The following is a 24,217-nucleotide window of genomic DNA, read 5'->3' as shown; positions in this document are numbered from 1 at the left end:
CAATTTTTGCCAGTGAGGTGGCTTTTTTGAGCCGAATTTTTCATCTTGGTACGCGTAAATCGCCCCTCGCAATGGCGCAAAGTCAAGAAATTGCCCGTTCACTTTGTGCGGCGCATGGCTGGTCTGAGTCGCGTATTCACCTTATTCCCATTGATACTAAAGGCGATATTCTATTAGATCAGGCACTCTCTAAAGTGGGCGGCAAGGGTTTGTTTACGCAGGAGCTAGAGAACAAATTGCTTTCAGGCGATCTTGATTTTGCGGTCCACTCACTTAAGGATTTGCCGACGCAAGACCCTGACGGATTGTGTGTCGCAGCTATTCCGCCACGAGAAGATGCACGCGATGCGCTCATTCTGGCACCGGCACTTAAAGGAATAAAGAACCTTGAGGATTTGCCGCCGCAGACCAAATTCGGCACCGCTTCTTTAAGGCGTCAGGCACAGTCGTTGCGTCTAAACCCCGATTTGGACATTGGCTTACTGCGGGGCAATGTGGGTACGCGTATCAGCCGATTGACACAGAGTAATGAGAACACTGATGCCATCGCAGCGACTTTACTTGCCATGGCCGGATTAAAAAGACTGGGACTGAGTGAGCGTGTCGATAAAATTATGCCGATAGATCAAATGCTGCCTGCACCTGGGCAGGGAGCGCTAGCCTTACAGACCCGTAAAGATGATGCAGAACTGATAGAGCTGCTTAAACCTTTAAATTGTGCCATCACCCAAGCGCAAATCACCGCGGAACGTGAATTTATGGCGCGATTGGACGGCTCCTGTAAAACGCCGATTGCGGCCTATGCCGACGTCACGGAAGACAGGCTGACACTTACCGGACGGTTATTATCTGTAGATGGTCAGATTTGTGCCGATGCAGAGATTACCGGCTCTGTGAATGATGCTGCCGCTTTGGGTCAGCGTATCGCGCAGGATATTCGGGATAACCATCCTGAACTGATACCAGTCAGTGATAAGTTGGGGGGATAGAGCATACGCTCTGAGATGCATGCATATACTATTAACGCGCCCCAAAGATGATATTCCGGCATTAAAAAACAAACTCATTGAGCAGGGCTTCACCGTTTCTGCTTGTCCGATGCTGGATATAAATATCTTGCCTGTCGAAGAAGTGGACTCCCAAACATCACAGATTCTCGATGCAGCGCAGGCCTACCTTTTTACAAGTGCGAATGGGGTGCGGGCGGCCTCTCATCATGGTTTAACGCAAAACTCTGAGCGCCCCGTTTTTGCTGTTGGACCTGCAACGGCGGATGCCTGTAAAGCGGCAGGTTTTCAAACTGTCTCAGAAGCGGGGGGGGATGTCCGGAGTCTTGTTGAGATGATCAAGGGAACGAACACACCTCACATATCAGGTGCGCTGGTTCATATTTCTGGACGCGATCAAACCGGAAATCTTGTCGAACAACTTTGTGATGCGGGTTATGACGCTGCCTCAGTGGTGCTTTATCGCGCTGACACAATTCCCGCCTTTCCGGATAATATCGCAACACAGTTAATTTCGGGTGAGATAGATGCTGTCATGTTTTATTCCTCCAGAACTGCCAAGCATTTTGTTGCCCTTACGACGCTGGCCGGCATCAAACTTTCGATGACAGCCTATTGTTTATCGGAAGCAGTTGCTAAAATTTTGAGGCAAGCAGGGGTTGCGAACATAAAAGTTGCTGCAACCACAACCGAGGAAAGTATGTTGGCGCTGCTGGCTTAGAATTACTGAAATTTTTTTCATTATTTAGGGAATTATTTTAGAACGTTGCAACACACTGATGCAAAAGGCATCATGTGGATAAGTTGTTGTGATTCGCAATTTGAGCAATATATGGCTGCCAGAAAACCAACACGTAAAACGCAAATCAAAACTCGTGGGAAAACCCCGAGATCCAGATCTGTTCCCGGTCAAGGAAACACCTCATCAGGGGCGCGTAACAATGATGTGGAAGCCGAAATTATCGAACCCGAAAAAGATGAGGCTAAAACCTCATCAGCTACATCTGGCAGTGTTCCCCCTTTTATTGATATGACGACACATACACCTCGAAAAAATATAATGCGGCGTCTTGTTTCAACGCTTTTGCTGATTATCGTTACATCAGCCCTTTCGCTGGGGATGACATTTGGTGTCTTGTTTCAGATAGGGGTGTTTAACCCTCAAAATAAAACGCAACTTGAAGCGCTGGAGAATAATCTTCAATCCAAAGCAGATGAATTGAAATCTCTGCAAGACGAAATCAATCAGATTAAAGCCCGCAACGAAGCAGCTTTGACCCTGTTCTCTGAATTTAATGAAAAGCTGACAGGCCTTGAAGATACAGAAAATCTTGAGACACGGTTGGCGGGACTGGACGCGCTAATCTCGGCATTGCAAGAGCGTAGTGATGAAAATAGATCCCTACTTTTGAGTGACGCCAAAAAACTTGAAACCTTATCGCGTTCCGTTGAGGCGCTGAGAGAGAAAAGATTATCTGTTTTACCGCAAGCCTTTTCTGCTGGAGGATCTCAAAAACCCGCAGAACGATTGGCACAAGCAATTATCGGGGGTGGCCCGTTTGAAAAAGAGTTAAAAGCTATCGAAGCTGAAGGGCAATTGAACGCCTCGCTTGACTGGGTTCGACCATATGCGCGTGAGGGCATTCAATCGCTGGAACGCCTGACAGAAACATTTCAAGATCGTATCTCCGGCCTTTTGCGTCTCGCGCCATCCGACAAAAATGGTGATGAGACGACAGAGGGCTGGGCCCAACGCTGGCTTGATCGTTTGATGGATGGATTGGGAGAATGGATTCGTATTAGACGGACAGATTATTCTGACATTCAGGAAGTTAATGCTGCTGCTGGCTCTGCATCTTATCTGGCGCAAATTGAACAGGCTTTGCTTAATGAACAGCCCGCGGAGGCACTTAAGCTTAGTCGTCAATTACCGGCCGACATGCAATCTGACTTGAAGGCATGGATGGAAGATCTACAGGGGTATGTGGAAAGCCGTCGCTTGCTGGTTGTATTGAGCGAACTTGAATCTCCCTCGAAGGGTAAGGAGCAAGTGGAATGAGACGGCCTTTGTTCAACATAATTCTCCTGACACTTATTGGTGTTGTGGCTATTTGGCTTGGTGATCGCCCGGGTGATCTGGTGTTGCGCTGGCCGGGATACGAATTGCGTACAAGTGTTGCTACCGGTATCGGGGTAACGCTTGTGATCTTTTTTATCCTTCTGGTTTTGTGGCGCGGTTATGCCTGGCTTATTAACTGGCCGGAAAGGTTCAAAGCCACGCGCCGCAAGCAAAAAAAGGCACGTGGTGAGGCGGCAATGGCAGGTAGTCTCATGTCTTTGGCTGAGGGTAATGTCGCTGAGGCAAATAGAGCTGCGCTAGAGGCACAAAACAATTTACCCGATAATGGCTTACCTTTATTGCTCGCGGCTCAGGCGGCGCGAATGGACAGTAATCATCGTTTAGCAGAAGAAAAATATAAAGCATTGATTGCTTTGCCTGCTCCGACAAGTAAGCAAAACAATCCAAAGGAACTTGGCTATCGTGGTCTATTTTCTATGGCATTGGCGGAAGGAAAAAAAGATGAGGCACGTGAGCATCTGGAACACACGCTCGCCGCATCCGGCACCAAAAATAAACCCGTCTGGGCGCTGCGTGGGCTTTTTCAAATAGAGGCGGGTGAGGGTAATTGGCAGGAGGCGTTAAAACTTGTTGACCGGCTTGTTGCGCGTGGCGGCATTGAAAAGTCTGACGCCAAGCGATTGCGGGCGGTTTTGTTGGTTGCTGAGGGGCAGGCCCTCGCTTTGCAATTAACGGAAAATGAAAACGCCAAGATACGGGCGCAGGGGTTAAAACTTGTCCAACGTGCAATTATTCTCGCTCCAGATTTTATCCCAGCGCTTGTTCTGGCATCTCAGCTTGCCTCGGCAAATATGAGTGGTAGCGCGGCACATAAAATTATTAAACGTATTGAACAGCTTTGGAAGAGAAACCCACACCCAGATTTGGTGCCCGCTTATCTCGCATTACAACCCGGTAAGTCTGCTTTGCAAAGTCTGAAGCTGGTTCAAAAACTCACTTCGAAAAACCGCACACATTATGAAAGTCGTATCGCGCTCGCCGGCGCGGCAATCAAGGCGCGGCGCTGGAGCATGGCGCGTGTTGCTTTGCGTGAAGAAGCCGAAACACCAACGCGGCGCGTATGCCGATTGATGGCTGACCTTGAAATTGGCGAGAATGAGGATGCGGGGCTTGCCCGTGAGTGGATGGACCGCGCCCTAACGGCTGGGCCCGACGCTTGTTGGATTGGCCCGACGGGGGAAGCGACATCATGGCAGGCTGTGTGTCCCGAAACGGGCCAGATTGATGCCTTTAAATGGGGCTATCCGGGGCAGATGATGTCATCGGCTTCTACAGGGACAGCGCTTATAGGATAAGCGCATCTCAAAACATTAAGAAAATTTTTAGAAACCAAGCCTGTCTGCAGGACAAATAAATTCTCGGTAGGGTATTTGTGGTAACACGCCTGCTTAGCTCAGTTGGTAGAGCAACGCATTCGTAATGGAAGGCCGGAGGTTCAAATCCTCTCGCCGGCACCATCAAAAATTATGTACGTATGCGTATCTATAATTAGGCACGAGATTTTTGCCTATATAGATAGATAAATTGCAGTTATTGATTAAACAATTTGAACGAGTGTCGTTATTATTAATACCCTCCCTAAAGGAATGTACTTTTGTACACACTGGCCTCGTCTTTATGGCGGGGCTTTTTTTATTGCCTTAGTCTAACTTGTAACCCGGCACGTCGGCGAAAGGTTTTCGACTCATGGCAAAAGTACCACTACCGCGCCCGATTTCTTTATTTTCATCATTATAGATAACAGCCTCGGCAATATATTGAGTTTTAGTTCTACTGACGACTTTACCAACGCCTCTTATTTTTCCTGACTGAACTGGCCGTAAAAAATACAGATTGAAACTTGAGGTCAGAAGAAAAAATTCTTCTTCTAAGGAATTGGCGGCAAAAATGGCAACATCATCCATCATCTTAAAATACACAAAGCCATGAATGGCATCTGCGGCATGATGCAGTATCGGGTCGATTTCCATTTCCAATTCTGCTTTACCTTCGGAGATTTTCAGTTTTGATTTAATTAACTCCTGAAAGGGTGCGGCGTGATACATGTTCTCAAGTTTTTTGAAATGTTGTTCTTGCATGATGGTCTCCAAAACCTGTGACACATGAATTACATAAATAATAGATGGGACACTATCAATAGATAGCGATTAATTGATGGCAATAATATAAATATATTTCCTATGTTTTTAGGTAGTTCACTTTTGCTTAGGGCGGCGGTGTAGTGAAGATTGGGGGAAAGCTATGGATAATCGAGATATAGTAAAATCGTTTTACGGTTGTATTTCTGGTGGCGATGCGGCTGGCCTTGAAATGCTGGTGGATGAAAACTTTGAACTTATTGTTCCGAATGCGGGTGGGGTTTTGACGGGTCGATATATCGGCAAATCAAGATTTATGGCGGATATTATCGGGACAGTTTTCGGTTGTGTGAACCCCGAAGACATTGTTTTTTGCAAAAATGTCGAAATCATGTGTGCGGAAGGCGACAAGGTTGTTGCCATTGCTCAGAATGAAGGCATTGCGTCGAGTGGCAAAAGTTACAATCAAGTTTACGCGCATATTGCAACAGTCCGGGATGGAAAAATTACCAAGCTGATTGAGTTTTTTGACACGCATCTTGCCAATCAGGCGCTTTGGAAACCGAGCATGGATGATGTGACGCCTGATGAGGTTTTCAGTTTTTCTCAAATCACCTAGGCAATGAATTTTTGGGTCATTATGAGATGAATATTATCGCTGTTATATTAGTCCTAAGTTTTTAAGATAGTTAGATTGTTTGTAGTTGATTAAATGACCTTTACCCCTTTTGAAATATTTACGCCTATGCACCTGCTGACAATCGCCATTACTTTGGGGCTGGCATTTTTCATTCCGCTTACGTTTCGCGGCCGTAGAGAAGAGACACGCTATACAGCTGGTGTTTCGATTGCAGTTGTCATTGTCTATCATATGATGAGACAGACCATCGATACGCCCTCTTTTGGGTATCCTTGGCAACAGGCCTTGCCGTTACACATGTGCGATTTGTCTTCAATTGCGATTGCGGTCTACCTTGTTTCGCGTCAGCGGATTTATTTTGTGATTGGTTATTTCTGGGGTATTGGCGGCGCGACAATGGCTATTTTTCAGCCTGATTTGCAATATTTTTACCCCCACATTACTTATGTTCCGTTTTTTGTTAGTCATGGTCTAATTTTGTTGGGTGTATTCTATGCGCTTATCGCCTTGCATGAGCGTCCAGTCGCCAGAGATATTCTTACAACGATTGGGATTACGGTTTGTGCGGCACTTATTCTTTATCCGATAAATCTGTTTTTGGGAGAAAATGCAAATTTCTGGTATCTGACAGCAAAACCGCAGGGACTAAATCTTATGACATTCTTCCCCGAGCCGCCATTCCATTTGGTGCCGATTGTGCCGCTGGTCATCTTTGTTTTCTGTTTGCTTTATTTGCCTTTCGGAATCAGGGATTATATTGCTCAAAACCGGTTAGGTGTTTTCTTAAAGAAGCTTCGTACCTGAGCTCATTTCTGATAAACATGATTTTTATTGCTGGTCTTCCGGCTGTTAAAAGAGAGATAAATTATGGGAAGAGTTGAAGGAAAAAAAGCTTTCGTGACAGGCGCGGGTTCGGGTCTTGGACGCGCTATTTCTGAAATGCTAGCCTCTGAGGGTGCTAAAGTTTGCGTAACGGATATTAATCTGGACAGTGCGCAAGCGACACGTGATGCGATTAATGAAAGCAATGGTGATGGGACGGCCTTTGCGTTTGCGCATGATGTTACCAGTGAGTCTGAATGGCAGACAACACTTGAGGAGGGTGCTGAAGCAATGGGCGGAATGAGTATTCTAGTTAATAATGCTGGCATTGGGGATGGCGGCACGATTGAGGGTACGAGTTTCGAACTTTGGGAAAAAGTGCATAAGGTTGATCTCGACTCTGTGTTTTTTGGCTGTAAGTACGCCCTCCCCTACATGCGGGAGGATGCGCCCAGCTCTATTGTGAATATATCGTCCATTGCGGGTCTGATTGCTGGTCACAATATGGCGGCGTATAATTCTGCTAAAGCAGGTGTTTGGATGTTGAGCAAATCTGTCGCCTTGCATTGCGCCCGTAAGAATTACAATATTCGTTGTAATTCTGTGCATCCAAGTTTTGTGGACACGCCCATTTTGGACTCCTTCACGGCTAGTCTTGACCGGGAGTCCCTGAAAGAAAAACTTATTCGTCAAATTCCTCTTGGGCGCATTGGTGAAGTTAACGATGTTGCCTATGCTGTGCTATATCTTGCTAGTGATGAGTCGAAATTTGTCACGGGCTCTGAGTTGAAGGTGGATGGCGGCATTAGTGCTATGTAAAGTAAGGTGTAAGGTTACGCTTGAATATAAGTTGTTACTAAAAAAATTAACTCATACCAGACGGGGAATATAATGCTGGCTCTGTTAAAACTTATCGACACGATTATCACGCTTTACATTTATGTCATTATTGCGAGCGCTGTTATGTCATGGCTAATAGCGTTTAATGTCATAAATACCCGTAATCAGTTTGTTTATAGTTTTTCGCAGGCCGTTAACAGTTTAACGGAACCTGTTTATCGTCGTATCAGGCAATTTTTGCCGCCATTGGGAGGGCTTGATCTCTCGCCAGTAATTATAATTTTAGGGTTGATGTTTTTGCGCGATTTAATGTGGGAAATTTTCACGCCCGGCAGGTTTTAAATGCCTGCTGCGATGATTGACGGTAAGGCGATTGCAGAAGAATTTCGCGCACGTATCGGCGTTGGGGTTGCAGATTTAAAAACAACGCATAATCTGACCCCTGGTCTGGCTGTTGTGTTGGTCGGGGAGGATCCGGCGAGTCAAGTTTACGTCCGCAATAAGGGTGTAGCGACCAAAGCTGCAGGTATGGCTTCATTTGAGTATCGCCTTGATAAAGACGTGTCCGAAGCCGACTTAATCGCACAAGTTACCGCATTAAATAAAGACGATGACGTGCATGGTATTCTGGTGCAGTTCCCTGTGCCGCCTCAGATCACTCAACAAACGATTATCGAAACTATTTCTCCAAGCAAAGATGTGGATGGGTTGAACCCCGTCAATGCCGGTCGCCTCGCCTCGAGATTGGATGCCTTAACACCCTGTACGCCGCAAGGTAGTGTAATGCTTGCCAAGCAGACATTAGGCAATCTTGAAGGTTTGCATGCGGTGATTGTCGGGCGGTCTAATCTTGTCGGCAAACCGGTGGCGCAATTACTCCTGCAAGAAAATTGCACCGTTACGATGGCACATTCAAGAACGCGCGATTTGGCAGATTTATGTCGGACGGCAGATATACTGGTTGCTGCCGTTGGCATACCGGAAATGGTGAAAGCGGATTGGGTCAAGCCGGGGGCTTGTGTGATTGATGTGGGCATTAACCGCATTGATGCACCAGAACGCGGGGAAGGAAAAACCCGTCTGGTTGGCGATGTGGACTTTGAGGCCGTGGCTGAAATTGCAGGGCATATCACGCCCGTTCCTGGCGGGGTCGGGCCGATGACGATTGCGTGTTTGTTGAAAAATACGCTCGATGCCGCTTGTGTGCAGGCCGGACTTGATAAAATAAATCTTTAACCGTTCCGCCTGGCGAGCAGTTTAAGTCGCAACGCATTGAGGCGGATAAAGCCCTCCGCGTCTTTCTGGTCGTAAACTGCATCTTCCTCAAAAGTGACATGTGCTTCAGAATAAAGCGAATAGGGTGACTGCCGCGTGATCACATCGACTGATCCTTTATAGAGTTTCAGCGTTACCTCACCGGTCACATGTGTCTGGCTGGCATCAATGGCGGCTTGTAACATTTCGCGCTCCGGCGAGAACCAGAAGCCGTTATAAATCAGCTCGGCATAACGTGGCATCAAATCGTCTTTGAGATGCGCTGCTCCCCGGTCAAGGGTTATGGATTCTATGCCCCGATGAGCGGCCAGCAGAATAGTGCCGCCGGGTGTCTCATAAACGCCGCGTGATTTCATGCCGACAAATCTGTTCTCTACTAAATCCAGCCGCCCGATACCATTTGCGCCGCCAAGTACGTTCAGTTTTTCCAGCAAAGTCGCGGGGGACATGTATTCACCATTAATGGAGACCGCATCACCGGCTTTAAAGCCAATGGTGATTTCAGTCGGTATATCCGGCGCGTCTTCGGGCGCGATGGTGCGCTGATAGACATAATCCGGACATGGCATCGCCGGATCTTCCAGCACTTTACCTTCGCTGGAGGTATGCAGGAGATTCGCATCGACAGAAAAAGGCGCTTCGCCGCGCTTATCCGTCGGGACGGGGATTTGGTTTTGTTCGGCATAGGCAATGAGCTTTTCACGGGAGTTTAAATCCCACTCCCGCCACGGCGCGACAACTTTAATGTCGGGATTTAGGGCATAATAGGAAAGCTCAAATCTGACTTGATCATTGCCCTTGCCTGTCGCCCCGTGACAGACGGCATCCGCGCCGGTTGCGGCGGCGATTTCCACCTGCCTTTTTGAAATAAGCGGCCGCGCAATAGATGTGCCGAGCAGATATATGCCTTCATAAATCGCATTGGCGCGGAACATGGGAAACACATAATCACGCACGAATTCTTCGCGCAAATCTTCGATAAAAATCTCTTTAATGCCCAGAATTTCGGCTTTTTGCCGTGCTGGTTCAAGCTCCTCGCCCTGTCCTAAATCTGCTGTGAAGGTGACAACTTCACAGTCATAGGTCTCCTGCAACCATTTCAGGATGATGGACGTATCCAGCCCGCCGGAATAAGCCAGCACAATTTTTTTTATTTGATCAGAGAGCATAGTTTCTCCAACTAGGGATTATCTTAACTAACTTATCTAATATATGTATTATAATTATGAAGTTAACATTTTCTATCAAGTTTCATAAGTAAAATTTAAATCACTATTAGCTCAACTTAAAAGCAGATTTTATAGATTCCCTATAAAAAACTCTGCTGCATCTGAAGAGGCATTCTTGAATAGTGGTTCCAAATATAAGTCAAAATGACCACAGTCATAGTATTTCTTGGTCACACATTCACCCGCAATGTCAGCAAATGCCTCTGTCCCTGAATTATCAACTGTTTCATCCTTCTTGCAGATTTGCAACATTATAGGAGTATTAAATTCTCCGGCAATTTGTATTGGGTTATTAGTATGTGTTTCCCCTTTGGCAAAGCTCAGCACAGCAACTTTGTTAATCCACATTGGGCCGCCAACTTCATGAAATTTCACTGACTCGTCGCTAGGAATAATCGACATGCGGCTGGGATCAGTCACAGGCAGGCACGGGCCACGCAGACCGACGAGATTCATGAGTGCTGCTGTCATGGCAAGGCGTTTTAATCTGTTATTCTGTGCCGGACTGCGTTGTGACATGCCCAGCTTGATTGTTTTTGGATTATCCATCATCGGACATTGTGCGACGACAGCGCGAATATTCCCGTCATCATTCGCGACATGCGTTGCCAGCCCCCCGCCAAAAGATGTGCTCCAAAGCACAATACGATCCGGGTCAATATTGGGGAGACCTCTGGCATAGCCTAGCACGTGATGCCAATCCTCCATCTGATTAGGGACATTGATATATTGTCGCAAACGTCCGCCGCTAAAACCGAAATTGCGATAATCAAATGTAATGGCGGTGAGACCCGCTTCAGCGAATTTCTCTGCAAAAGCAAAAAGGCGGCTATCCATAGTGCAGGATAATCCATGTGCAAGAACAACTGCCGCACCATTCAGACGATTATCGCGGGGTCTGAAAATCCTGAGTGCGAGCCTGTCCCCGCCGACATTAATCTCATCTACTTCCATCACTTGCGCTTTACTCCCTACACTAATTTACCGGTCGGTTCAGACGCTGGGCGGCAAGCTCAGCTTGCTTGCGGTCTGCCGCCGACATTTTTTCACTGGCAGATTTCAACTGGCCGCAAGCTGCCATAATATCTCGCCCGCGCGGTGTCCGCACGGGGCTAGCATAACCTGCATGATTAACAATATCGGCAAATTTCATAATCCGATTCCGGCTCGAACATTCATAAGGTGAGCCGGGCCACGGGTTGAACGGGATGAGATTAATTTTTGCTGGAATGCCTGACAGAAGTCGCACAAGCTCATGTGCATCTGCGTCGCTGTCATTCACGTCTTTCAACATGACATATTCAAATGTGATGCGCCGTGCATTGGACAGACCCGGATAGGCACGACAGGCATCCAGCAATTCTTCAATCGGATATTTTTTGTTTAATGGAACAAGTTCGTTGCGTAAATCATCACGTACAGCGTGGAGAGAAATAGCCAGCATGACACCCGTCGCGTCGCCAACGCGCGCAATCTCAGGCACGACGCCAGATGTGGACAGCGTGATGCGGCGCTTTGAGAGTGCCGTGCCATCACCGTCGCTCATAACATTGAGCGCATTAATCACATGATCGGTATTATAAAGCGGCTCGCCCATACCCATCATCACAATGTTACTGACAGCGCGTTTGGCCTCATTATTCTGCCAGTCGTCAAGATCGTCACGCACAGCGACAAGCTGACTGACGATTTCATGTGGCTCAAGATTCCTCACAAGACGCATCGTGCCGGTATGACAGAAAGTGCAGTTTAAGGTGCAACCGACTTGGCTGGAAATGCATAATGTGCCGCGACCAGTCTCCGGGATATAGACGGTTTCAATTTCATGCCCGTCATGCAGTTTAAAGAGATATTTCCGAGTGCCGTCTTCCGAAACCTGCTTTTCGCTGACGTAAAGTCGCTTAAGAGTATGGCGTTCGGCAAGTTTATTGCGCAACGCGCCCGACAATGTCGTCATTTTGTCAATGTCTTGTACGCCTTGGACATAAAGCCAACTCCATATTTGGCGGACACGCATATTCTGCTCTTTGTCCGCAACCCCAATATTAGCGAGTACCTGCTTCAGTGCGGTGCGGTTAAGCCCGACCAATGAGGTCGGGGGTTGAGCGGAAAGGGGAGACATAAGGATCCGTCTACTAAGGAGCAGGGCAGGCTTGGTTAAGCCGCGCCAGTGCCTTTGAGAAACCAAGCAGAGAGTAGGTATCCGTCGTCAATGTTCCGCGTGCTGACGTGCCTTTAAAGACAAGCTGGTTTCCGCGTTTCATCATATCAATCAAGCGGTCATGATGGGCGGGGTTACGAAGCCACGCCCAAGACGGATCGGCTTCCATCTGAACACCTGAATCAAAGTCAAAGCTATCTGTTCCGATGCGGGCATAGGGATTGCTTTTTGCAGAGAAAGGATATCCGACACTTACTGAAGCCTCGTTACGGACACCATTTGCCGGATGATGCATGATAGAAAAATAAATTTTTCCGCGGCGCACATTGCGAGGGAGTTTCTCAACGGGTTCAGAAAGCATATAGCAAACCTTATTCACGCCAATGCCAAGTTGATAGACGCGCCAATAACGAAACGTCCCGATTTTTTCGGGTGTGGCAGCGTATACTTGCGATAAGGCGGCGTTTGAAACACTCCAAATCGTGAAAGACCCGACAGCCATCACAATGGCAAGAGCTAAACGGCTTAAATTTTGAAGCATCTGGTGGAACATGAAATAAGGGGTGGCTGAATTTTTTGACATTTAGTTATCATAATTTGCGTCGCTGAATAATTCCATATTTTTTGTAGGGCTCGATTTTGAGTGATAAACACCATTCGCCGTGGATAAAAGAAGGCTTTTTAACTTGCATCTGGACGGTGGATGGAGTTTGTTTAGAATGATTTGAATTTGAATATGCAAGGAGTCGAACGTGGCCGGAACATCTAGCGGCCGGAGTGTTGACGTGAAGTCGGGGTCGCCCGACACGCCACCTGCGACGAGTAAATCTGCTTCAAAGTCCAAGCCTCGGAAAAAGCTGTCCCCGGCTGACAAGGCGGCTATGTCTGAGCTTGCTACTTTAATTGAAGACATTGCCGCGCATAAAAGCAAAGCTGCATTTAAAAAATTATTCGAATATTTTGCGCCACGACTTAAAGGTTATCTTATGCGCCTCGGTTCCTCCGAAGCCCAAGCGGAAGAACTCGTACAGGATGTGATGTTAACGGTCTGGCGCAAGGCTGCGCTTTTCGATCGCCGCAAGGCCGCCGCATCAACATGGCTGTTCACCATCGCGCGTAACCGGCGGATTGATATTTTAAGACGTGAGAAATATCCTGAACTGGACCCCGAAGATCCTGCTTTAGTGCCGGATGAAGAAGTGCAGCCTGATGATGCGGTCATTATGGCTGAGCGCAAGGCAGAAGTGCATTCCGCTATGGCGACACTGCCGGAAGAGCAAGTCGAGCTAGTGAAGCTAGCTTTCTATAAAGGTTGGTCGCATAGCGAAATTTCCAAAGAAACGGGACTACCCTTAGGCACGGTGAAGTCACGTTTACGCTTATCCTTCACGCGACTAAAAGAAGCGCTAGACGGGAAAGTCTGATTTATTGCCCTTACTCGGATGGGGAGATGGCTTTACGCTTGCGGCGCGGATTCCCCCCAGGCATAACCGGACGGTCTTCAAATTTGCCAAAACTCTGCATCCGGTCATACATCACAACCGCGCCCGCAATCTGAACATTTAAACAAAAATGCGTTGGCACGCGGATGATGTGATCACATTTATCAAGCATGGCTTCCGACAATGTGCCCCGCTCAGGGCCCAGCACATAGGCCGCGCATCGTGGATGCGTGAAACTCGGCAGGTCGATTGCTTCGTCCACCAGTTCAACCCCGACAAGCTGGCAATGTCTTGGGAGTATCATGTCTTCAAGATTATCCCAGTCATACCAGGGGATATTTTTTGGTGTTTTGGATGTGTCTGAACGTGCTTCGCGAACTTTGTAATTGGCATCAACCGTAAACGCAAAACTGGCACCAAATGCATGACCTGAACGTATGAGACTGCCCATGTTCATAGGCTTAGAAATGCCTTCAACACCAATGCCAAAATAACCACGCATGAGGTTTTCCTTTTTTTGTTTTTACAAAGTAGAATAATAACTTTAGATTTCACGAATTGGAAATTCTTTAGGGGAAATAAATGAGAGCCATTTTATGCAAAGATTATGGTCCGCCGGAAAGTCTCGTGCTTGAAGACATTGAGTCTCCAACAGCCGGTGAAAATGATGTTGTTATCAAGGTTCATAATGCTGCGGTTAATTATCCCGATGTTCTGGTTATTCAAAATTTATATCAGATTAAACCCCCTCTGCCCTTTTCTCCTGGTGGAGAAGTTTCCGGCGAAGTCATCGCTGCAGGTGACAAAGTCGAAACGCTGAAAATTGGTGACAGAGTAATGGCTGTCTGTGGAACTGGGGGTTTCCGGGATGAAATCGCGCTTCCAGCCGCGCTTTGTATGCCTATTCCTGATAGTTTGGATTTTAAAATCGCGGCCGCAATGGGACTGACCTACGGCACATCCTATCATGCACTTAAAGACCGTGCGAGAATTCAAGCCGGTGAGACTTTATTTATCATGGGCGCATCTGGCGGGGTTGGGCTGGCCGCTGTTGAGCTTGGTAAAGCGATGGGTGCGCGTGTAATTGCAGCGGCATCATCTGAGGACAAATTGCAGGTCTGTCGTGACCATGGTGCCGATGACACGCTTCTTTATAAAACCGGTGGTTTGTCCCCGGATGAACAAAAAGCATTTTCCGAAGAGGTTAAAAATCTCACAGGGGGAAAAGGTGTTGACGTTGTTTATGACGCCATTGGCGGTGATTATGCTGAACCTGCTGTGCGGGCAATGGCTTGGGGCGGGCGCTATCTTGTTGTCGGTTTTGTTGCCGGTTATATTCCTAAGATACCGCTAAACTTGACCTTGCTCAAAGGCACTTCACTGGTCGGTGTGTTCTGGGGGCGTTTTAATGCGGAGCAACCTAAAGATGCACGGCAGAATATTATCGAGTTAATGGGCATGTTTCAGGACGGGAAAATAAAGCCGCATATTTCTGGGGTCTATCCTTTGGAAGATGCAGCAAAAGCTCTTACGCAGATGGCTGAAAGAAAGGTGATGGGGAAACTTGTTATTAATATGGGCCGCTGAAATCATCCTACTAAGATAAAAACGCAGATATAAATTTGTCGATGGGTGCAGATTGTCGTCACCTGTTTAGGTTGAAATGTTGTGTCATGAGTCGTCTTTATGAAGGGCGCTTAACCCTATGTTAAGACTTGGGGAATATAAATGATTATGACTTCAAATTGATAAAAACCTCTCAATAATAATTCAATTTGCAGTGTTTCAGCACTCTAAGTTCAGGGAAGCAGTTAGGGATCCGGTTTTTAAAATAAGAATTCGGGAAACGAGCAGCCGGAGACCTCCCCCCATTAAAGTGGCCTCCCATAAGAATTGGCAGAAGATTGAATGACCGAATTAAATAATATCCTCTATTTTTGTCTGGGTGCTGTGCGGTCCATAAAGCGTGCCATGTCAATATCCAACTGAGAAATACCACCGGCATCATGAGTTGTTAAAATCACTTCTACACGATTATATACATTGAACCACTCGGGATGATGATCCATTTGTTCGGCTTTCATGGCGACCCGACTCATCCAGCCAAAAGCTGATGAAAAATCTTTAAATATAAATTTTTTGGTGATTGCATCACGCCCACGTTTTTTTTGCCAGCCTTTGAGCGTTGCCATGGCTTCTCGTCGTTCTGTAGTGGAAAGTTTATCAACTGTGCCCGTCATAATCATCTCCTAAACCATATTAAAAATAAGTATTAGAGGCAGTATGTCAGGTCTAAGCGGATAATTTCAATATTGTAATTTGAATAATCCTCACTGATTACATTTTTTTTCTTAATCGTTTTTGTTGAGCTGATGGGTGAGTTGGTCGATATATGACAGTAAATTTTTGACCATAATGGCAACCCCTTCCCGGTTCGGGTGAATGAAATCAGCTTGATTAAGTGCTGGGTCTGCCGCCACGCCTTCAAGTAAAAACGGCATAAAGACGAGATTATATTTCTCAGCCAGATGCGGATAGATGGCATCAAACTTTTGCACATAGTCTTCACCCATATTGCGCGGCGCTGTCATGCCAGCAAGTAGAACAGGTAGACCAGCTTGATTGGCCTTGATAATCATGGCTTCAATATTTTTAATGGTCGTCTCCGGTGGTATACCGCGCAGGGCGTCATTACCACCTAAAGCAATGATAATTGCATCTGTTTGAGTTGGAATTGACCACTCAAATCTCGCCAATCCGCCAGCTGTTGTATCGCCTGAGACACCGGCATTAATGACACGAATTTTTTTCATTTTATCGGTTTTTTTATCTAGGGCGGTCTGAAGTTGATCGGTAAGCCCCTCGCCAATTGGTAAGCCATACCCTGCTGTCAGGCTGTCACCTAGCATGGTGATTACTATTAAAGGAGTTTCACTTTTTGCATTCTGAGGGCTGAGGCATACTAAAATTGCACCAAAAATTAAGGCGCATAAAATAGGCGTCCAGAAACCTGAATTAATCGTATAGGTCTGATATATTTGCAAAGTCTTATATCCTTGAAATATACCGGAGTGCTTACCAAACATGTCTGCCGATTCCCTTTTGGAAGTAAAAAACCTACATGTCTCCTTGCCCAGCTTAGCTGGAGACATCCATATCCTTAAAGGCATCGACCTGTCTGTCAAGAAAGGCGAAGCGATTGGTCTAACCGGTCCATCCGGTTCAGGCAAATCGACCTTATTGATGACGCTTGCAGGTCTGGAACTACCAAGTTCTGGTAGCGTGGTAATGAATGGACATTGCCTCTCCGACATGGATGAGGACGCGCTGGCACGTTTTCGTCAAAAAAATATTGGTATTGTTTTCCAATCTTTTCATCTCATTCCAACATTGACGGCATTTGAAAATGTTACACTTCCACTGGAGCTTGCTGGCATGGGTGCAGATTATTTGGAAACAGCAGAAACGGCGCTGGCAAATGTTGGTCTCGCACACCGTCTAGAGCATTATCCTGGGCAATTATCGGGCGGCGAACAACAACGTGTTGCTTTGGCGAGGGCGATGATTGCTCAGCCGCCTGTTTTGCTCGCGGATGAGCCGACAGGGAATCTTGACCAATCAAACGGCTCACAAATTATGGATTTAATATTTGGTCTTAAGGATAGCCTGAATGTGACACTTATTATGGTGACGCATGATATGACCCTTGCTCAAAGATGCGATCGCATTATCAGTTTACGCGATGGGGTGATTGATGCCGGTTGACAAACAATCATCAGGCTTCAACAACCTGAAACCCCTCATGATGGTCCGCTTAGCCGCCCGTTTAGCATTTCGTGAGCTTAAAGGTGGCATCAAGGGCTTTCGTATTTTTCTGGCTTGTCTTGCGCTCGGCGTTATGGCCATTGCTGGTGTGGGGTCGCTATCAGAGGCGTTGGTGTCTGGTTTAAATGAGAAGGGGCAATCCATTTTGGGTGGCGACCTGTCAATTACAATGATGCACCGTACTTTGGACGCTAACGAAGAAGAGTGGTTGCAGTCTCGTTATGACATATCCTCATCAAGAGAAATGCGCAGCATGGTGCGTTACAGCCAAGACCAGGAAAATGATGACGTCGACCAGATGCGTCATACTCTGGTCGAGTTAAAAGCCGTCGACTCTATTTATCCGCTTTATGGCAAGCTCGAGACTCAACCTGCGATTGAGCCGCGCGTCGCACTAGGTTTACAGAAACCTAAATTCACGAAAGGTTTGGAAGAGGAAAAATATGGCGCATTAGTTGAGCCGTCTCTGTTGGAAACACTCGGCATTGAGGTGGGGGATACAATTAAAATAGGCTCCGGTTTTTTTCCGGTCACTGGGGTTATTCTTTCTGAGCCAGATAGATTGTCCAGCGGTTTTTCCATCGGCCCTCGTGTTCTCTTGAGTGAGGCGGGGGCGCGTCATTCTGGGCTTTATCAGCCGGGCAGTTTTGTTGAAAATAATTACCGTCTGCGTGCCAAAACGCAACTATCGGAGAGTGACCTCAAAGCCGCCAAGGGTGAAATGAATTCAGCTTTTCCTGATGCTGGATGGCAAATCAAGGAACGCACGGATGCCTCGCCATCTTTACGCCGCAGTATTGAACGCATGGCTATTTTCCTGACACTGGTTGGTCTGACAGCTCTTGTGGTGGGTGGAATTGGTGTCGGGAATGCTGTGCGTGCCTATCTTGACCATCGTCGTAATACCATTGCCATAATCAAGTCACTCGGTGCGACGGGGGCTTTAGTATTTTTGTTCTACATGCTGCAAATTTTCTTGATGGCTTTATTAGGAATTCTTATCGGTCTTACTTTGGGCGCGTTGACACCTTTATTGGCAAATGGGCTTTTGGCAACGCTTTTACCATTTGACCTAGATATGCGGTTATTTCCGGCGCCTTTGGCTGCCGCGACTGGATTTGGTGTGCTGACTGCCATCGGATTTGCATTAAATCCATTGGCGCGCGCGCAGGCGATACCCGTAGCGGGTCTGTTTCGCGATAGCCTCGTGTCGGAAAAAACAACGCTGCCCTTCTGGGTCATGTGTCTTTATGCAGTGTGCTTGCTTGGTCTTGTTTTAATTTCATTTTTAGTGGTCAGATATATTGAGATTACGTTCTGGTTTCTTGCTGGGGTGACAGCCAGTTATCTTATTCTCAGAATTGCGGCAGGCATTATTTCAAACCTTGCGCGTTTTGCCGGACGTCGCCGCAAATTACCAAGTCCGGAATTTCGGATTGCGTTAAAAAATATTCACCGCCCCGACTCGCCGACACTGGCGGTGATGTTATCTGTCGGGCTGGCGGTGACATTATTATCTGTCATCTCTTTGGTCGATGGTAATTTGAAAGCCGAGATTGATGGCGATATTCCTGACATGGCGCCATCCTTCTTTTTGCTGGATGTACAAACGCAACAATTAGAGGGTGTGAAAAGTCTTGCACAGGCTTCCGACGGTTTCAGAGAGTTAAATACCAGCCCGATGTTGCGTGGCAAGTTAACTCATGTGAATGGGGTACCCTCAAGGGATGTCACACCTGCTCCGGAAGCTGAATGGGTGCTTCGCGGTGATCGCGGACTGACTTATGCTGCTGGGAAACCAGAAGGCGTTGTTTTGACGGAAGGTGAATGGTGGCCTTCAGATTATGGTGGCCCGCCTTTAGTATCGATGGATTATGAGATCGCTGAGGGTCTGGGGCTTGAGATTGGCGATACGGTCACAATGAATGTGCTTGGGCGGCCCTTTACAGCTGAAATCGCTAATATGCGAAAAGTTGACTGGGAGTCGATGGGCATTAACTTTGTATTCCTGTTTTCGCCTCAACCTCTTGCATCTGCCCCGCATGCCCATTTGATGACAATTTCATTAGATGATGTTGAACCTGATAATCTGCGCAAAGCACTTCCAGTGGTCGGAGAGGCTGCACTTAGGCGTGCTTTAATAAATGAATACCCGAATATTACGGTTATCCGCATTAAGGAGTCGCTGGAAACAATAAAGGATATTCTCGATGATTTTGGTCTGGCCGTACGCGCAATGAGTGCGCTGTCAATCATTACAGGTATTCTTGTGCTGTCTGGGGCAATTGCGGGTGGGCATCGCAAACGTGTCTATGATGCTGTCATTATGAAAGTATTGGGCGCGGCGCGGCGCCGGATTTTATATGTTTATCTGATTGAATACGGACTTACCGGTTTAGGCGCCGCGCTTATAGCTACTTTTATTGGTACATTCGCGGCTTGGGCGATTGTAAAATTTGTATTGGGCATTACATGGGTGATGTTGCCTGGCACATTGGTTCTGACGGTTGCCTGTGCGACGGGCATATCCATGTTCCTGGGGCTTTTGGGAACATGGCGCAGTCTCGGCGCCAAGGCCGCCCCTGTTTTGCGTTCGGATTAGAAAGCAATTTAAAATGGTTAGGTTTTTGACAGTTAACCCTTGAATTTTTGGGTCTAACAACAGATATTAGTTAATATCAACTTGAAAGGTGATACATGTCTGATTTTGACAATATGAACTCTCAAAACCTCGCAGCAGAAGCGCGTAGCCGTGACATAGACGAAGGCCTGCGCATTTATATGCTGAAAGTTTACAACTATATGTCCGTTGGATTGCTTGTGACTGCACTGGCAGCATTTTTTGGTGCTTCATCAGGCATTTATCAAGCTATTGCCAATACGCCACTCGTTTGGGTCGTGATGTTTGCACCGCTTGGTGTTGTCTTTTATTTATCCGCGCGACTACACAAAATGTCGGCTAATACAGCGCGAACAACCTTCTTTACCTATTCAGGTATTATGGGTTTTTCTCTGTCCTATATTTTACTGGTCTTCACACAAGAAAGTATTGTGACAACATTTTTGGTCACTTCTGCATCTTTCGGTGCGCTGAGCCTTTATGGCTACACCACCAAGAAAGACCTGTCGGGTATGCGTTCCTTCCTTTTTATGGGGCTTATCGGCATTATTCTCGCTTCCATCGTCAATATTTTCATGGCCAGTGCGGCGATGCATTTTGCGATTTCTGTGATTGGTGTGTTGTTGTTCGCAGCCCTGACGGCTTATGACACGCAGGCGATTAAGCAGATGTATTATGCTGGTGATACGAGAGAAACAGCTGAAAAGAAGGCAGTTCTCGGTGCCCTAAGACTGTATCTTGATTTTGTTAATATGTTCCTCTTCCTGCTTCAATTCCTCGGTAATCGAGAATAGTTAGAGATCATATTAACAATTAAATCTGGTTTAAAAGGCGCGGATTACCTGCGCCTTTTTTGCTTTTCCTCTCGCCCCCCTTTTTCGTTTTGATAGCTTTGAGAACTTGAGTGAGGTCGTGGCCGCGCTTCAGGACATGCCCGTGGCTGTTGACCAGTGCATACATGCCCTGCCTTTTATGGAGGGATGGGCTTTTTTCGATTCGATAAAGCGGGTGATCATGTGCACGCTTAAAAATGCTGAAAACAGCTAAATCTTTCATCGCGTCAATGCCATAGTCTCGCCAAAGTCCATCAGCGACATGTCTGCCGTAGAGAGATAAAATGATGTCCAGCTCTTGCCGCGTCCACATCGTAAGCTTTGAAGGTCGCGCCGCACTTTGCTTTTCGAGATCATAAGCATTGCCGACAAATTGCAAGGATTTAGACTGACTCATAATCTAATCCTGACGTAAATTCGCCGGCAAGGCAAATAGTCTCTTATTTAGGCAGCGAGTTGACGAAGAACATACTGCAAAATACCGCCACTACGGAAATATTCCGTCTCGTTTTGAGTGTCGATACGGCTGAGCAGGGTGACTTTAGTCTTCCGCCCTTTTGCCCGTTCTATCACCATTTGAACTTTCTGGCGGGGGTTCAACTTATCCAGACCTTCAATGGTAATTTTCTCAGAGCCATCCAGCTTCAGTTTTGCCCAGCTATCGCCTTCAGCAAATTGAAGCGGTGCAACACCCATGCCGACAAGGTTTGAACGGTGAATACGCTCAAAGCTTTCAGCAATAACTGCGCGAACACCCAGCAATCTTGTGCCTTTGGCTGCCCAGTCGCGGCTAGAGCCTGTGCCATATTCCTTACCAGCAAAAATCACTAAAGGTGTTTCAGATTTTGCATATTCAATGGCGGCATCATAAATGCTCATTTCTTTATTTGACGGTTGGTGACGTGTGACGCCGCCTTCGGTTCCTGGTGCCATATGATTACGGATACGGATATTGGCAAATGTACCGCGCATCATCACTTCGTGATTACCGCGTCGTGAACCGTAAGAGTTAAAGTTTTGCGCCTTCACTTTGTTTTTCGTCAAATAACTCCCTGCTGGGCTGTCAGCCTTAATCGAGCCTGCCGGGGAAATATGATCAGTTGTGATACTATCACCAAGAAGGGCAAGAATATGTGCATCGTTAATCGGTTGAATATCTTTAACGTCCTGGTCACCCAAATCATCAAAGAAGGATGGTTTCTGGACATAAGTGGATTTCGTATTCCAGTCGAAAGTCTGACCTTTTTGCGCCTTGATTTTGCGCCAGCCAGTATCGCCTTTAAATACATCTGCATAACGGCTTTTAAACATGCTTGGCTTCACGGCCTTACGCGCCGTGTCGGAAATATCATGGCTAGATGGCCAGATATCCGAGAGATAAACAGGATTTCCTTTTTTATCATGACCAACCGGGTCTGTTGCCAGATTGATTTTAACCGTACCGGCGATGGCATAGGCAACAACCAATAATGGTGAGGCGAGGTAATTGGCTTTCACATCCGGACTGACGCGACCTTCAAAATTCCTGTTACCGGATAAGACGGAGGTTACGATCAAATCATTTTTGTTAATCGCCTCTGAAATCGGCTTTGATAAGGGGCCTGAATTACCGATACAAGTTGTACAGCCATACCCGACGAGATTAAATCCGAGCTTGTTGAGGGAAGTTTGAAGCCCAGCTTCTTTCAAATATTCCGTCACGACCTGTGATCCGGGCGCAAGGGATGTTTTGACCCATGGCTTGACAGTCAGTCCTTTGGCAACAGCATTTTGTGCCAGTAATCCCGCACCAATCATCACCGAAGGATTAGAGGTGTTTGTGCAAGATGTAATGGCTGCAATCGCTACATCACCGTGACCGAGGTCAAATTTCTCGCCTTTAACGGCGACACGTTTGTTACGGGCATATTTAGCAGTGCCAAGGTCTTCAAGGGCTTGGCTGAAATTATCCGCCATATCTTCCATTAGAACACGGTCTTGCGGGCGTTTTGGTCCAGCAAGGCTTGGGCGTATATCTTCAAGTTTCAAACTCAATTTAGAGGTGAAGTTGGGGTCCGGTGATTGGGAAGTACGGAACATGCCCTGTGCTTTGGCATATTTTTCAACCAGCTGAATGCGGGAAGGTGCGCGCCCTGTGGCTTTTAAATAACCTAACGTATCCATATCCACTGGGAAGAAACCGCAGGTTGCGCCATATTCAGGCGCCATATTGGCTATTGTTGCTTGATCTTCGAGAGACAGTGCGTCCAGGCCTTCGCCATAAAATTCTACAAATTTACCCACAACACCTTTCTCGCGGAGCATTTCGACAATTGTTAGAACCAAATCTGTCGCAGTCGCACCTTCAGGTAATTGACCGGTCAGTTTGAACCCAACGACCTCAGGCAGCAACATAGAAATCGGCTGACCAAGCATGGCTGCTTCAGCTTCAATGCCGCCGACGCCCCAGCCCAATACGGACAGACCATTAACCATAGTCGTGTGGCTATCTGTGCCGACAAGTGTATCGGGATATGCGACTTCAACGGATTTACCGTTAAGTGATGTTTTTTTTGTCCAAACAGTTTGCGCCAGATTTTCTAGGTTAACCTGGTGACAAATACCTGTTCCGGGTGGGACGACACGAAAATTTTCAAAGGCTTGGCTGCCCCAGCGCAAAAATTCATAGCGTTCTTTATTGCGGTCATATTCAAGATCAACATTTTGTTTCAATGATGAATTTGTGCCAAAATGGTCAACCATAACGGAGTGGTCAATCACCAGATCAACAGGGGTAAGCGGGTTAATCTTTTTAGGGTTACCGCCAATATTTTCCATGGCGTTCCGCATTGCGGCAAGGTCAACAACAGCCGGAACTCCGGTGAAATCCTGCATCAATACGCGCGCCGGACGATAGGCAATCTCACGATTAGATTTGCGGCGCGACATCCATTTTTTTATCGCGATAATATCATCAGCTGTGACTGTCTCTCCATCCTCATGGCGCAGAAGGTTTTCTAGCAAGACTTTCATTGAATATGGCAGCGCGGAAATTCCATCTAGACCATTTTTTTCTGCCTGTTTCAAACTGAAATAGGTATAGGATTTTGCGCCAACTTTAAGTGTTCTAAGTGCTTTAAAGCTGTTTGGATGTTTGGGTGATGTCTTTTTTGTCGCCCGAGATTTTGTGGTCGGTTTTTTATTTTGAGTTTTTTTAACTGCAGTTTTGCTGACACGTTGCGTCGCCATGTAGATCCCCTGATTAGCTATATGATGTGCTGTTAGTTTGGAATTAAACCAATTTTAAGGGAATATACTGTTTTTAG

Annotated in this window: 24 protein-coding genes; 14 read left to right on the top strand and 10 right to left on the bottom strand. The window is 46.8% G+C overall.

Features of this window, described 5'->3' with window-relative positions:
- Positions 1–26: 26 nt before the first annotated feature.
- From hemC to RS24_RS06865, 4 genes are all read left to right on the top strand, one after another.
- Complete coding sequence (gene hemC / locus RS24_RS06880) at positions 27–989, top strand: hydroxymethylbilane synthase (RefSeq protein ID WP_021777477.1); 963 nt, start codon at positions 27–29, stop codon at positions 987–989.
- A gap of 19 nt (positions 990–1,008) precedes the next feature.
- Positions 1,009–1,728 (top strand): uroporphyrinogen-III synthase, encoded by a 720-nt coding sequence (locus tag RS24_RS06875; protein ID WP_021777476.1) that lies wholly within the window; start codon positions 1,009–1,011, stop codon positions 1,726–1,728.
- A 111-nt stretch (positions 1,729–1,839) separates the two neighbouring features.
- Positions 1,840–3,066, top strand: a complete 1,227-nt coding sequence (locus RS24_RS06870) for a COG4223 family protein (protein WP_021777475.1) — start codon at positions 1,840–1,842, stop codon at positions 3,064–3,066.
- Positions 3,063–4,442, top strand: coding sequence for a heme biosynthesis protein HemY (locus RS24_RS06865; RefSeq protein WP_021777474.1), 1,380 nt, complete (start codon positions 3,063–3,065; stop codon positions 4,440–4,442). Before RS24_RS06870 ends, RS24_RS06865 begins: the two co-directional genes overlap by 4 nt.
- A gap of 345 nt (positions 4,443–4,787) precedes the next feature.
- Here the strand turns inward: RS24_RS06865 and RS24_RS06855 are convergent, their stop codons facing one another.
- Positions 4,788–5,225, bottom strand: coding sequence for a PaaI family thioesterase (locus RS24_RS06855; RefSeq protein ID WP_021777473.1), 438 nt, complete (start codon positions 5,223–5,225; stop codon positions 4,788–4,790).
- Between the two features lie 163 nt (positions 5,226–5,388).
- Between RS24_RS06855 and RS24_RS06850 the strand changes: the two genes are divergently transcribed.
- From RS24_RS06850 to folD, 5 genes are all read left to right on the top strand, one after another.
- The gene (locus tag RS24_RS06850) at positions 5,389–5,844 is read left to right on the top strand and encodes a nuclear transport factor 2 family protein (protein ID WP_021777472.1); all 456 of its coding nucleotides are present in this window, start codon (positions 5,389–5,391) and stop codon (positions 5,842–5,844) included.
- 93 nt (positions 5,845–5,937) lie between these two features.
- Positions 5,938–6,669 carry a TMEM164-related integral membrane acyltransferase gene (locus RS24_RS06845; protein WP_021777471.1) on the top strand — a complete coding sequence of 244 codons (732 nt, stop codon included), beginning with the start codon at positions 5,938–5,940 and terminating at the stop codon, positions 6,667–6,669.
- 63 nt (positions 6,670–6,732) lie between these two features.
- Positions 6,733–7,506 carry an SDR family oxidoreductase gene (locus tag RS24_RS06840; RefSeq protein WP_021777470.1) on the top strand — a complete coding sequence of 258 codons (774 nt, stop codon included), beginning with the start codon at positions 6,733–6,735 and terminating at the stop codon, positions 7,504–7,506.
- Between the two features lie 72 nt (positions 7,507–7,578).
- Complete coding sequence (locus tag RS24_RS06835) at positions 7,579–7,869, top strand: YggT family protein (protein ID WP_021777469.1); 291 nt, start codon at positions 7,579–7,581, stop codon at positions 7,867–7,869.
- Positions 7,870–8,763 (top strand): bifunctional methylenetetrahydrofolate dehydrogenase/methenyltetrahydrofolate cyclohydrolase FolD, encoded by an 894-nt coding sequence (gene folD / locus RS24_RS06830; protein ID WP_021777468.1) that lies wholly within the window; start codon positions 7,870–7,872, stop codon positions 8,761–8,763.
- Here folD and RS24_RS06825 read toward each other — a convergent pair.
- The 4 genes from RS24_RS06825 to RS24_RS06810 form a co-directional block, all read right to left on the bottom strand.
- Complete coding sequence (locus tag RS24_RS06825; protein WP_021777467.1) at positions 8,760–9,971, bottom strand: argininosuccinate synthase; 1,212 nt, start codon at positions 9,969–9,971, stop codon at positions 8,760–8,762. The two genes, folD and RS24_RS06825, sit on opposite strands and share 4 nt — an antisense overlap.
- 129 nt (positions 9,972–10,100) lie before the next feature.
- The gene (locus RS24_RS06820; RefSeq protein WP_038300791.1) at positions 10,101–10,985 is read right to left on the bottom strand and encodes an alpha/beta hydrolase; all 885 of its coding nucleotides are present in this window, start codon (positions 10,983–10,985) and stop codon (positions 10,101–10,103) included.
- A 22-nt stretch (positions 10,986–11,007) separates the two neighbouring features.
- Positions 11,008–12,153, bottom strand: coding sequence for a dual-specificity RNA methyltransferase RlmN (rlmN, locus tag RS24_RS06815; RefSeq protein WP_021777465.1), 1,146 nt, complete (start codon positions 12,151–12,153; stop codon positions 11,008–11,010).
- 13 nt (positions 12,154–12,166) lie between these two features.
- Positions 12,167–12,775: an invasion associated locus B family protein gene (locus tag RS24_RS06810; RefSeq protein WP_051295606.1), complete on the bottom strand. Its 609-nt coding sequence runs from the start codon at positions 12,773–12,775 to the stop codon at positions 12,167–12,169.
- 298 nt (positions 12,776–13,073) lie between these two features.
- Between RS24_RS06810 and RS24_RS06805 the strand changes: the two genes are divergently transcribed.
- Positions 13,074–13,616 (top strand): sigma-70 family RNA polymerase sigma factor, encoded by a 543-nt coding sequence (locus RS24_RS06805; RefSeq protein ID WP_038300923.1) that lies wholly within the window; start codon positions 13,074–13,076, stop codon positions 13,614–13,616.
- Positions 13,617–13,626: 10 nt separating this feature from the next.
- Here the strand turns inward: RS24_RS06805 and RS24_RS06800 are convergent, their stop codons facing one another.
- The gene (locus RS24_RS06800; RefSeq protein ID WP_021777462.1) at positions 13,627–14,136 is read right to left on the bottom strand and encodes an RNA methyltransferase; all 510 of its coding nucleotides are present in this window, start codon (positions 14,134–14,136) and stop codon (positions 13,627–13,629) included.
- Positions 14,137–14,216: 80 nt separating this feature from the next.
- On the opposite strand from RS24_RS06800, the gene RS24_RS06795 reads away from it, so the two are divergent.
- Entirely contained in the window at positions 14,217–15,221 is a 1,005-nt protein-coding gene (locus RS24_RS06795; protein WP_021777461.1) for an NADPH:quinone oxidoreductase family protein, read from the top strand.
- 344 nt (positions 15,222–15,565) lie between these two features.
- Here the strand turns inward: RS24_RS06795 and RS24_RS06790 are convergent, their stop codons facing one another.
- Together RS24_RS06790 and RS24_RS06785 are read right to left on the bottom strand one after the other, a co-directional pair.
- Positions 15,566–15,874: a 4a-hydroxytetrahydrobiopterin dehydratase gene (locus RS24_RS06790; protein ID WP_021777460.1), complete on the bottom strand. Its 309-nt coding sequence runs from the start codon at positions 15,872–15,874 to the stop codon at positions 15,566–15,568.
- Between the two features lie 111 nt (positions 15,875–15,985).
- Positions 15,986–16,678 carry an arylesterase gene (locus tag RS24_RS06785; RefSeq protein ID WP_021777459.1) on the bottom strand — a complete coding sequence of 231 codons (693 nt, stop codon included), beginning with the start codon at positions 16,676–16,678 and terminating at the stop codon, positions 15,986–15,988.
- 40 nt (positions 16,679–16,718) lie between these two features.
- On the opposite strand from RS24_RS06785, the gene RS24_RS06780 reads away from it, so the two are divergent.
- The 3 genes from RS24_RS06780 to RS24_RS06770 all read left to right on the top strand — a co-directional run bounded on the left by RS24_RS06780 (position 16,719) and on the right by RS24_RS06770 (position 20,873).
- Complete coding sequence (locus RS24_RS06780) at positions 16,719–17,399, top strand: ABC transporter ATP-binding protein (protein ID WP_021777458.1); 681 nt, start codon at positions 16,719–16,721, stop codon at positions 17,397–17,399.
- Positions 17,389–20,061: an ABC transporter permease gene (locus RS24_RS06775; protein WP_021777457.1), complete on the top strand. Its 2,673-nt coding sequence runs from the start codon at positions 17,389–17,391 to the stop codon at positions 20,059–20,061. Before RS24_RS06780 ends, RS24_RS06775 begins: the two co-directional genes overlap by 11 nt.
- A 95-nt stretch (positions 20,062–20,156) precedes the next feature.
- Positions 20,157–20,873: a Bax inhibitor-1/YccA family protein gene (locus RS24_RS06770; protein WP_021777456.1), complete on the top strand. Its 717-nt coding sequence runs from the start codon at positions 20,157–20,159 to the stop codon at positions 20,871–20,873.
- Between the two features lie 19 nt (positions 20,874–20,892).
- Here RS24_RS06770 and RS24_RS06765 read toward each other — a convergent pair whose 3' ends face one another.
- Entirely contained in the window at positions 20,893–21,309 is a 417-nt protein-coding gene (locus RS24_RS06765; RefSeq protein WP_021777455.1) for a DUF2794 domain-containing protein, read from the bottom strand.
- Positions 21,310–21,356: 47 nt separating this feature from the next.
- The gene (acnA, locus tag RS24_RS06760) at positions 21,357–24,140 is read right to left on the bottom strand and encodes an aconitate hydratase AcnA (RefSeq protein ID WP_021777454.1); all 2,784 of its coding nucleotides are present in this window, start codon (positions 24,138–24,140) and stop codon (positions 21,357–21,359) included.
- Positions 24,141–24,217: the final 77 nt, after the last annotated feature.

It is taken from the genome of Candidatus Micropelagos thuwalensis, from assembly GCF_000469155.1.
Taxonomy (GTDB): domain Bacteria; phylum Pseudomonadota; class Alphaproteobacteria; order RS24; family RS24; genus Micropelagius; species Micropelagius thuwalensis.
The sequence above is the reverse complement of the archived record's forward strand: the minus strand, read 5'-3'. Positions and strand labels throughout refer to the sequence as shown.

Coding starts and splice junctions, on each gene's coding strand:
- RS24_RS06790 (WP_021777460.1), bottom strand. CDS start 15,874: ATGACGGGCACAGTTGATAAACTTTCCACTACAGAACGACGAGAAGCC.
- RS24_RS06770 (WP_021777456.1), top strand. CDS start 20,157: ATGTCTGATTTTGACAATATGAACTCTCAAAACCTCGCAGCAGAAGCG.
- RS24_RS06780 (WP_021777458.1), top strand. CDS start 16,719: ATGTCTGCCGATTCCCTTTTGGAAGTAAAAAACCTACATGTCTCCTTG.
- RS24_RS06765 (WP_021777455.1), bottom strand. CDS start 21,309: ATGAGTCAGTCTAAATCCTTGCAATTTGTCGGCAATGCTTATGATCTC.
- RS24_RS06795 (WP_021777461.1), top strand. CDS start 14,217: ATGAGAGCCATTTTATGCAAAGATTATGGTCCGCCGGAAAGTCTCGTG.
- RS24_RS06775 (WP_021777457.1), top strand. CDS start 17,389: ATGCCGGTTGACAAACAATCATCAGGCTTCAACAACCTGAAACCCCTC.
- RS24_RS06805 (WP_038300923.1), top strand. CDS start 13,074: ATGTCTGAGCTTGCTACTTTAATTGAAGACATTGCCGCGCATAAAAGC.
- RS24_RS06850 (WP_021777472.1), top strand. CDS start 5,389: ATGGATAATCGAGATATAGTAAAATCGTTTTACGGTTGTATTTCTGGT.
- RS24_RS06810 (WP_051295606.1), bottom strand. CDS start 12,775: ATGTCAAAAAATTCAGCCACCCCTTATTTCATGTTCCACCAGATGCTT.
- RS24_RS06820 (WP_038300791.1), bottom strand. CDS start 10,985: ATGGAAGTAGATGAGATTAATGTCGGCGGGGACAGGCTCGCACTCAGG.
- acnA (WP_021777454.1), bottom strand. CDS start 24,140: ATGGCGACGCAACGTGTCAGCAAAACTGCAGTTAAAAAAACTCAAAAT.
- RS24_RS06875 (WP_021777476.1), top strand. CDS start 1,009: ATGCATATACTATTAACGCGCCCCAAAGATGATATTCCGGCATTAAAA.
- RS24_RS06855 (WP_021777473.1), bottom strand. CDS start 5,225: ATGCAAGAACAACATTTCAAAAAACTTGAGAACATGTATCACGCCGCA.
- RS24_RS06845 (WP_021777471.1), top strand. CDS start 5,938: ATGACCTTTACCCCTTTTGAAATATTTACGCCTATGCACCTGCTGACA.
- RS24_RS06835 (WP_021777469.1), top strand. CDS start 7,579: ATGCTGGCTCTGTTAAAACTTATCGACACGATTATCACGCTTTACATT.
- RS24_RS06865 (WP_021777474.1), top strand. CDS start 3,063: ATGAGACGGCCTTTGTTCAACATAATTCTCCTGACACTTATTGGTGTT.
- RS24_RS06870 (WP_021777475.1), top strand. CDS start 1,840: ATGGCTGCCAGAAAACCAACACGTAAAACGCAAATCAAAACTCGTGGG.
- RS24_RS06825 (WP_021777467.1), bottom strand. CDS start 9,971: ATGCTCTCTGATCAAATAAAAAAAATTGTGCTGGCTTATTCCGGCGGG.
- RS24_RS06800 (WP_021777462.1), bottom strand. CDS start 14,136: ATGCGTGGTTATTTTGGCATTGGTGTTGAAGGCATTTCTAAGCCTATG.
- RS24_RS06840 (WP_021777470.1), top strand. CDS start 6,733: ATGGGAAGAGTTGAAGGAAAAAAAGCTTTCGTGACAGGCGCGGGTTCG.
- folD (WP_021777468.1), top strand. CDS start 7,870: ATGCCTGCTGCGATGATTGACGGTAAGGCGATTGCAGAAGAATTTCGC.
- rlmN (WP_021777465.1), bottom strand. CDS start 12,153: ATGTCTCCCCTTTCCGCTCAACCCCCGACCTCATTGGTCGGGCTTAAC.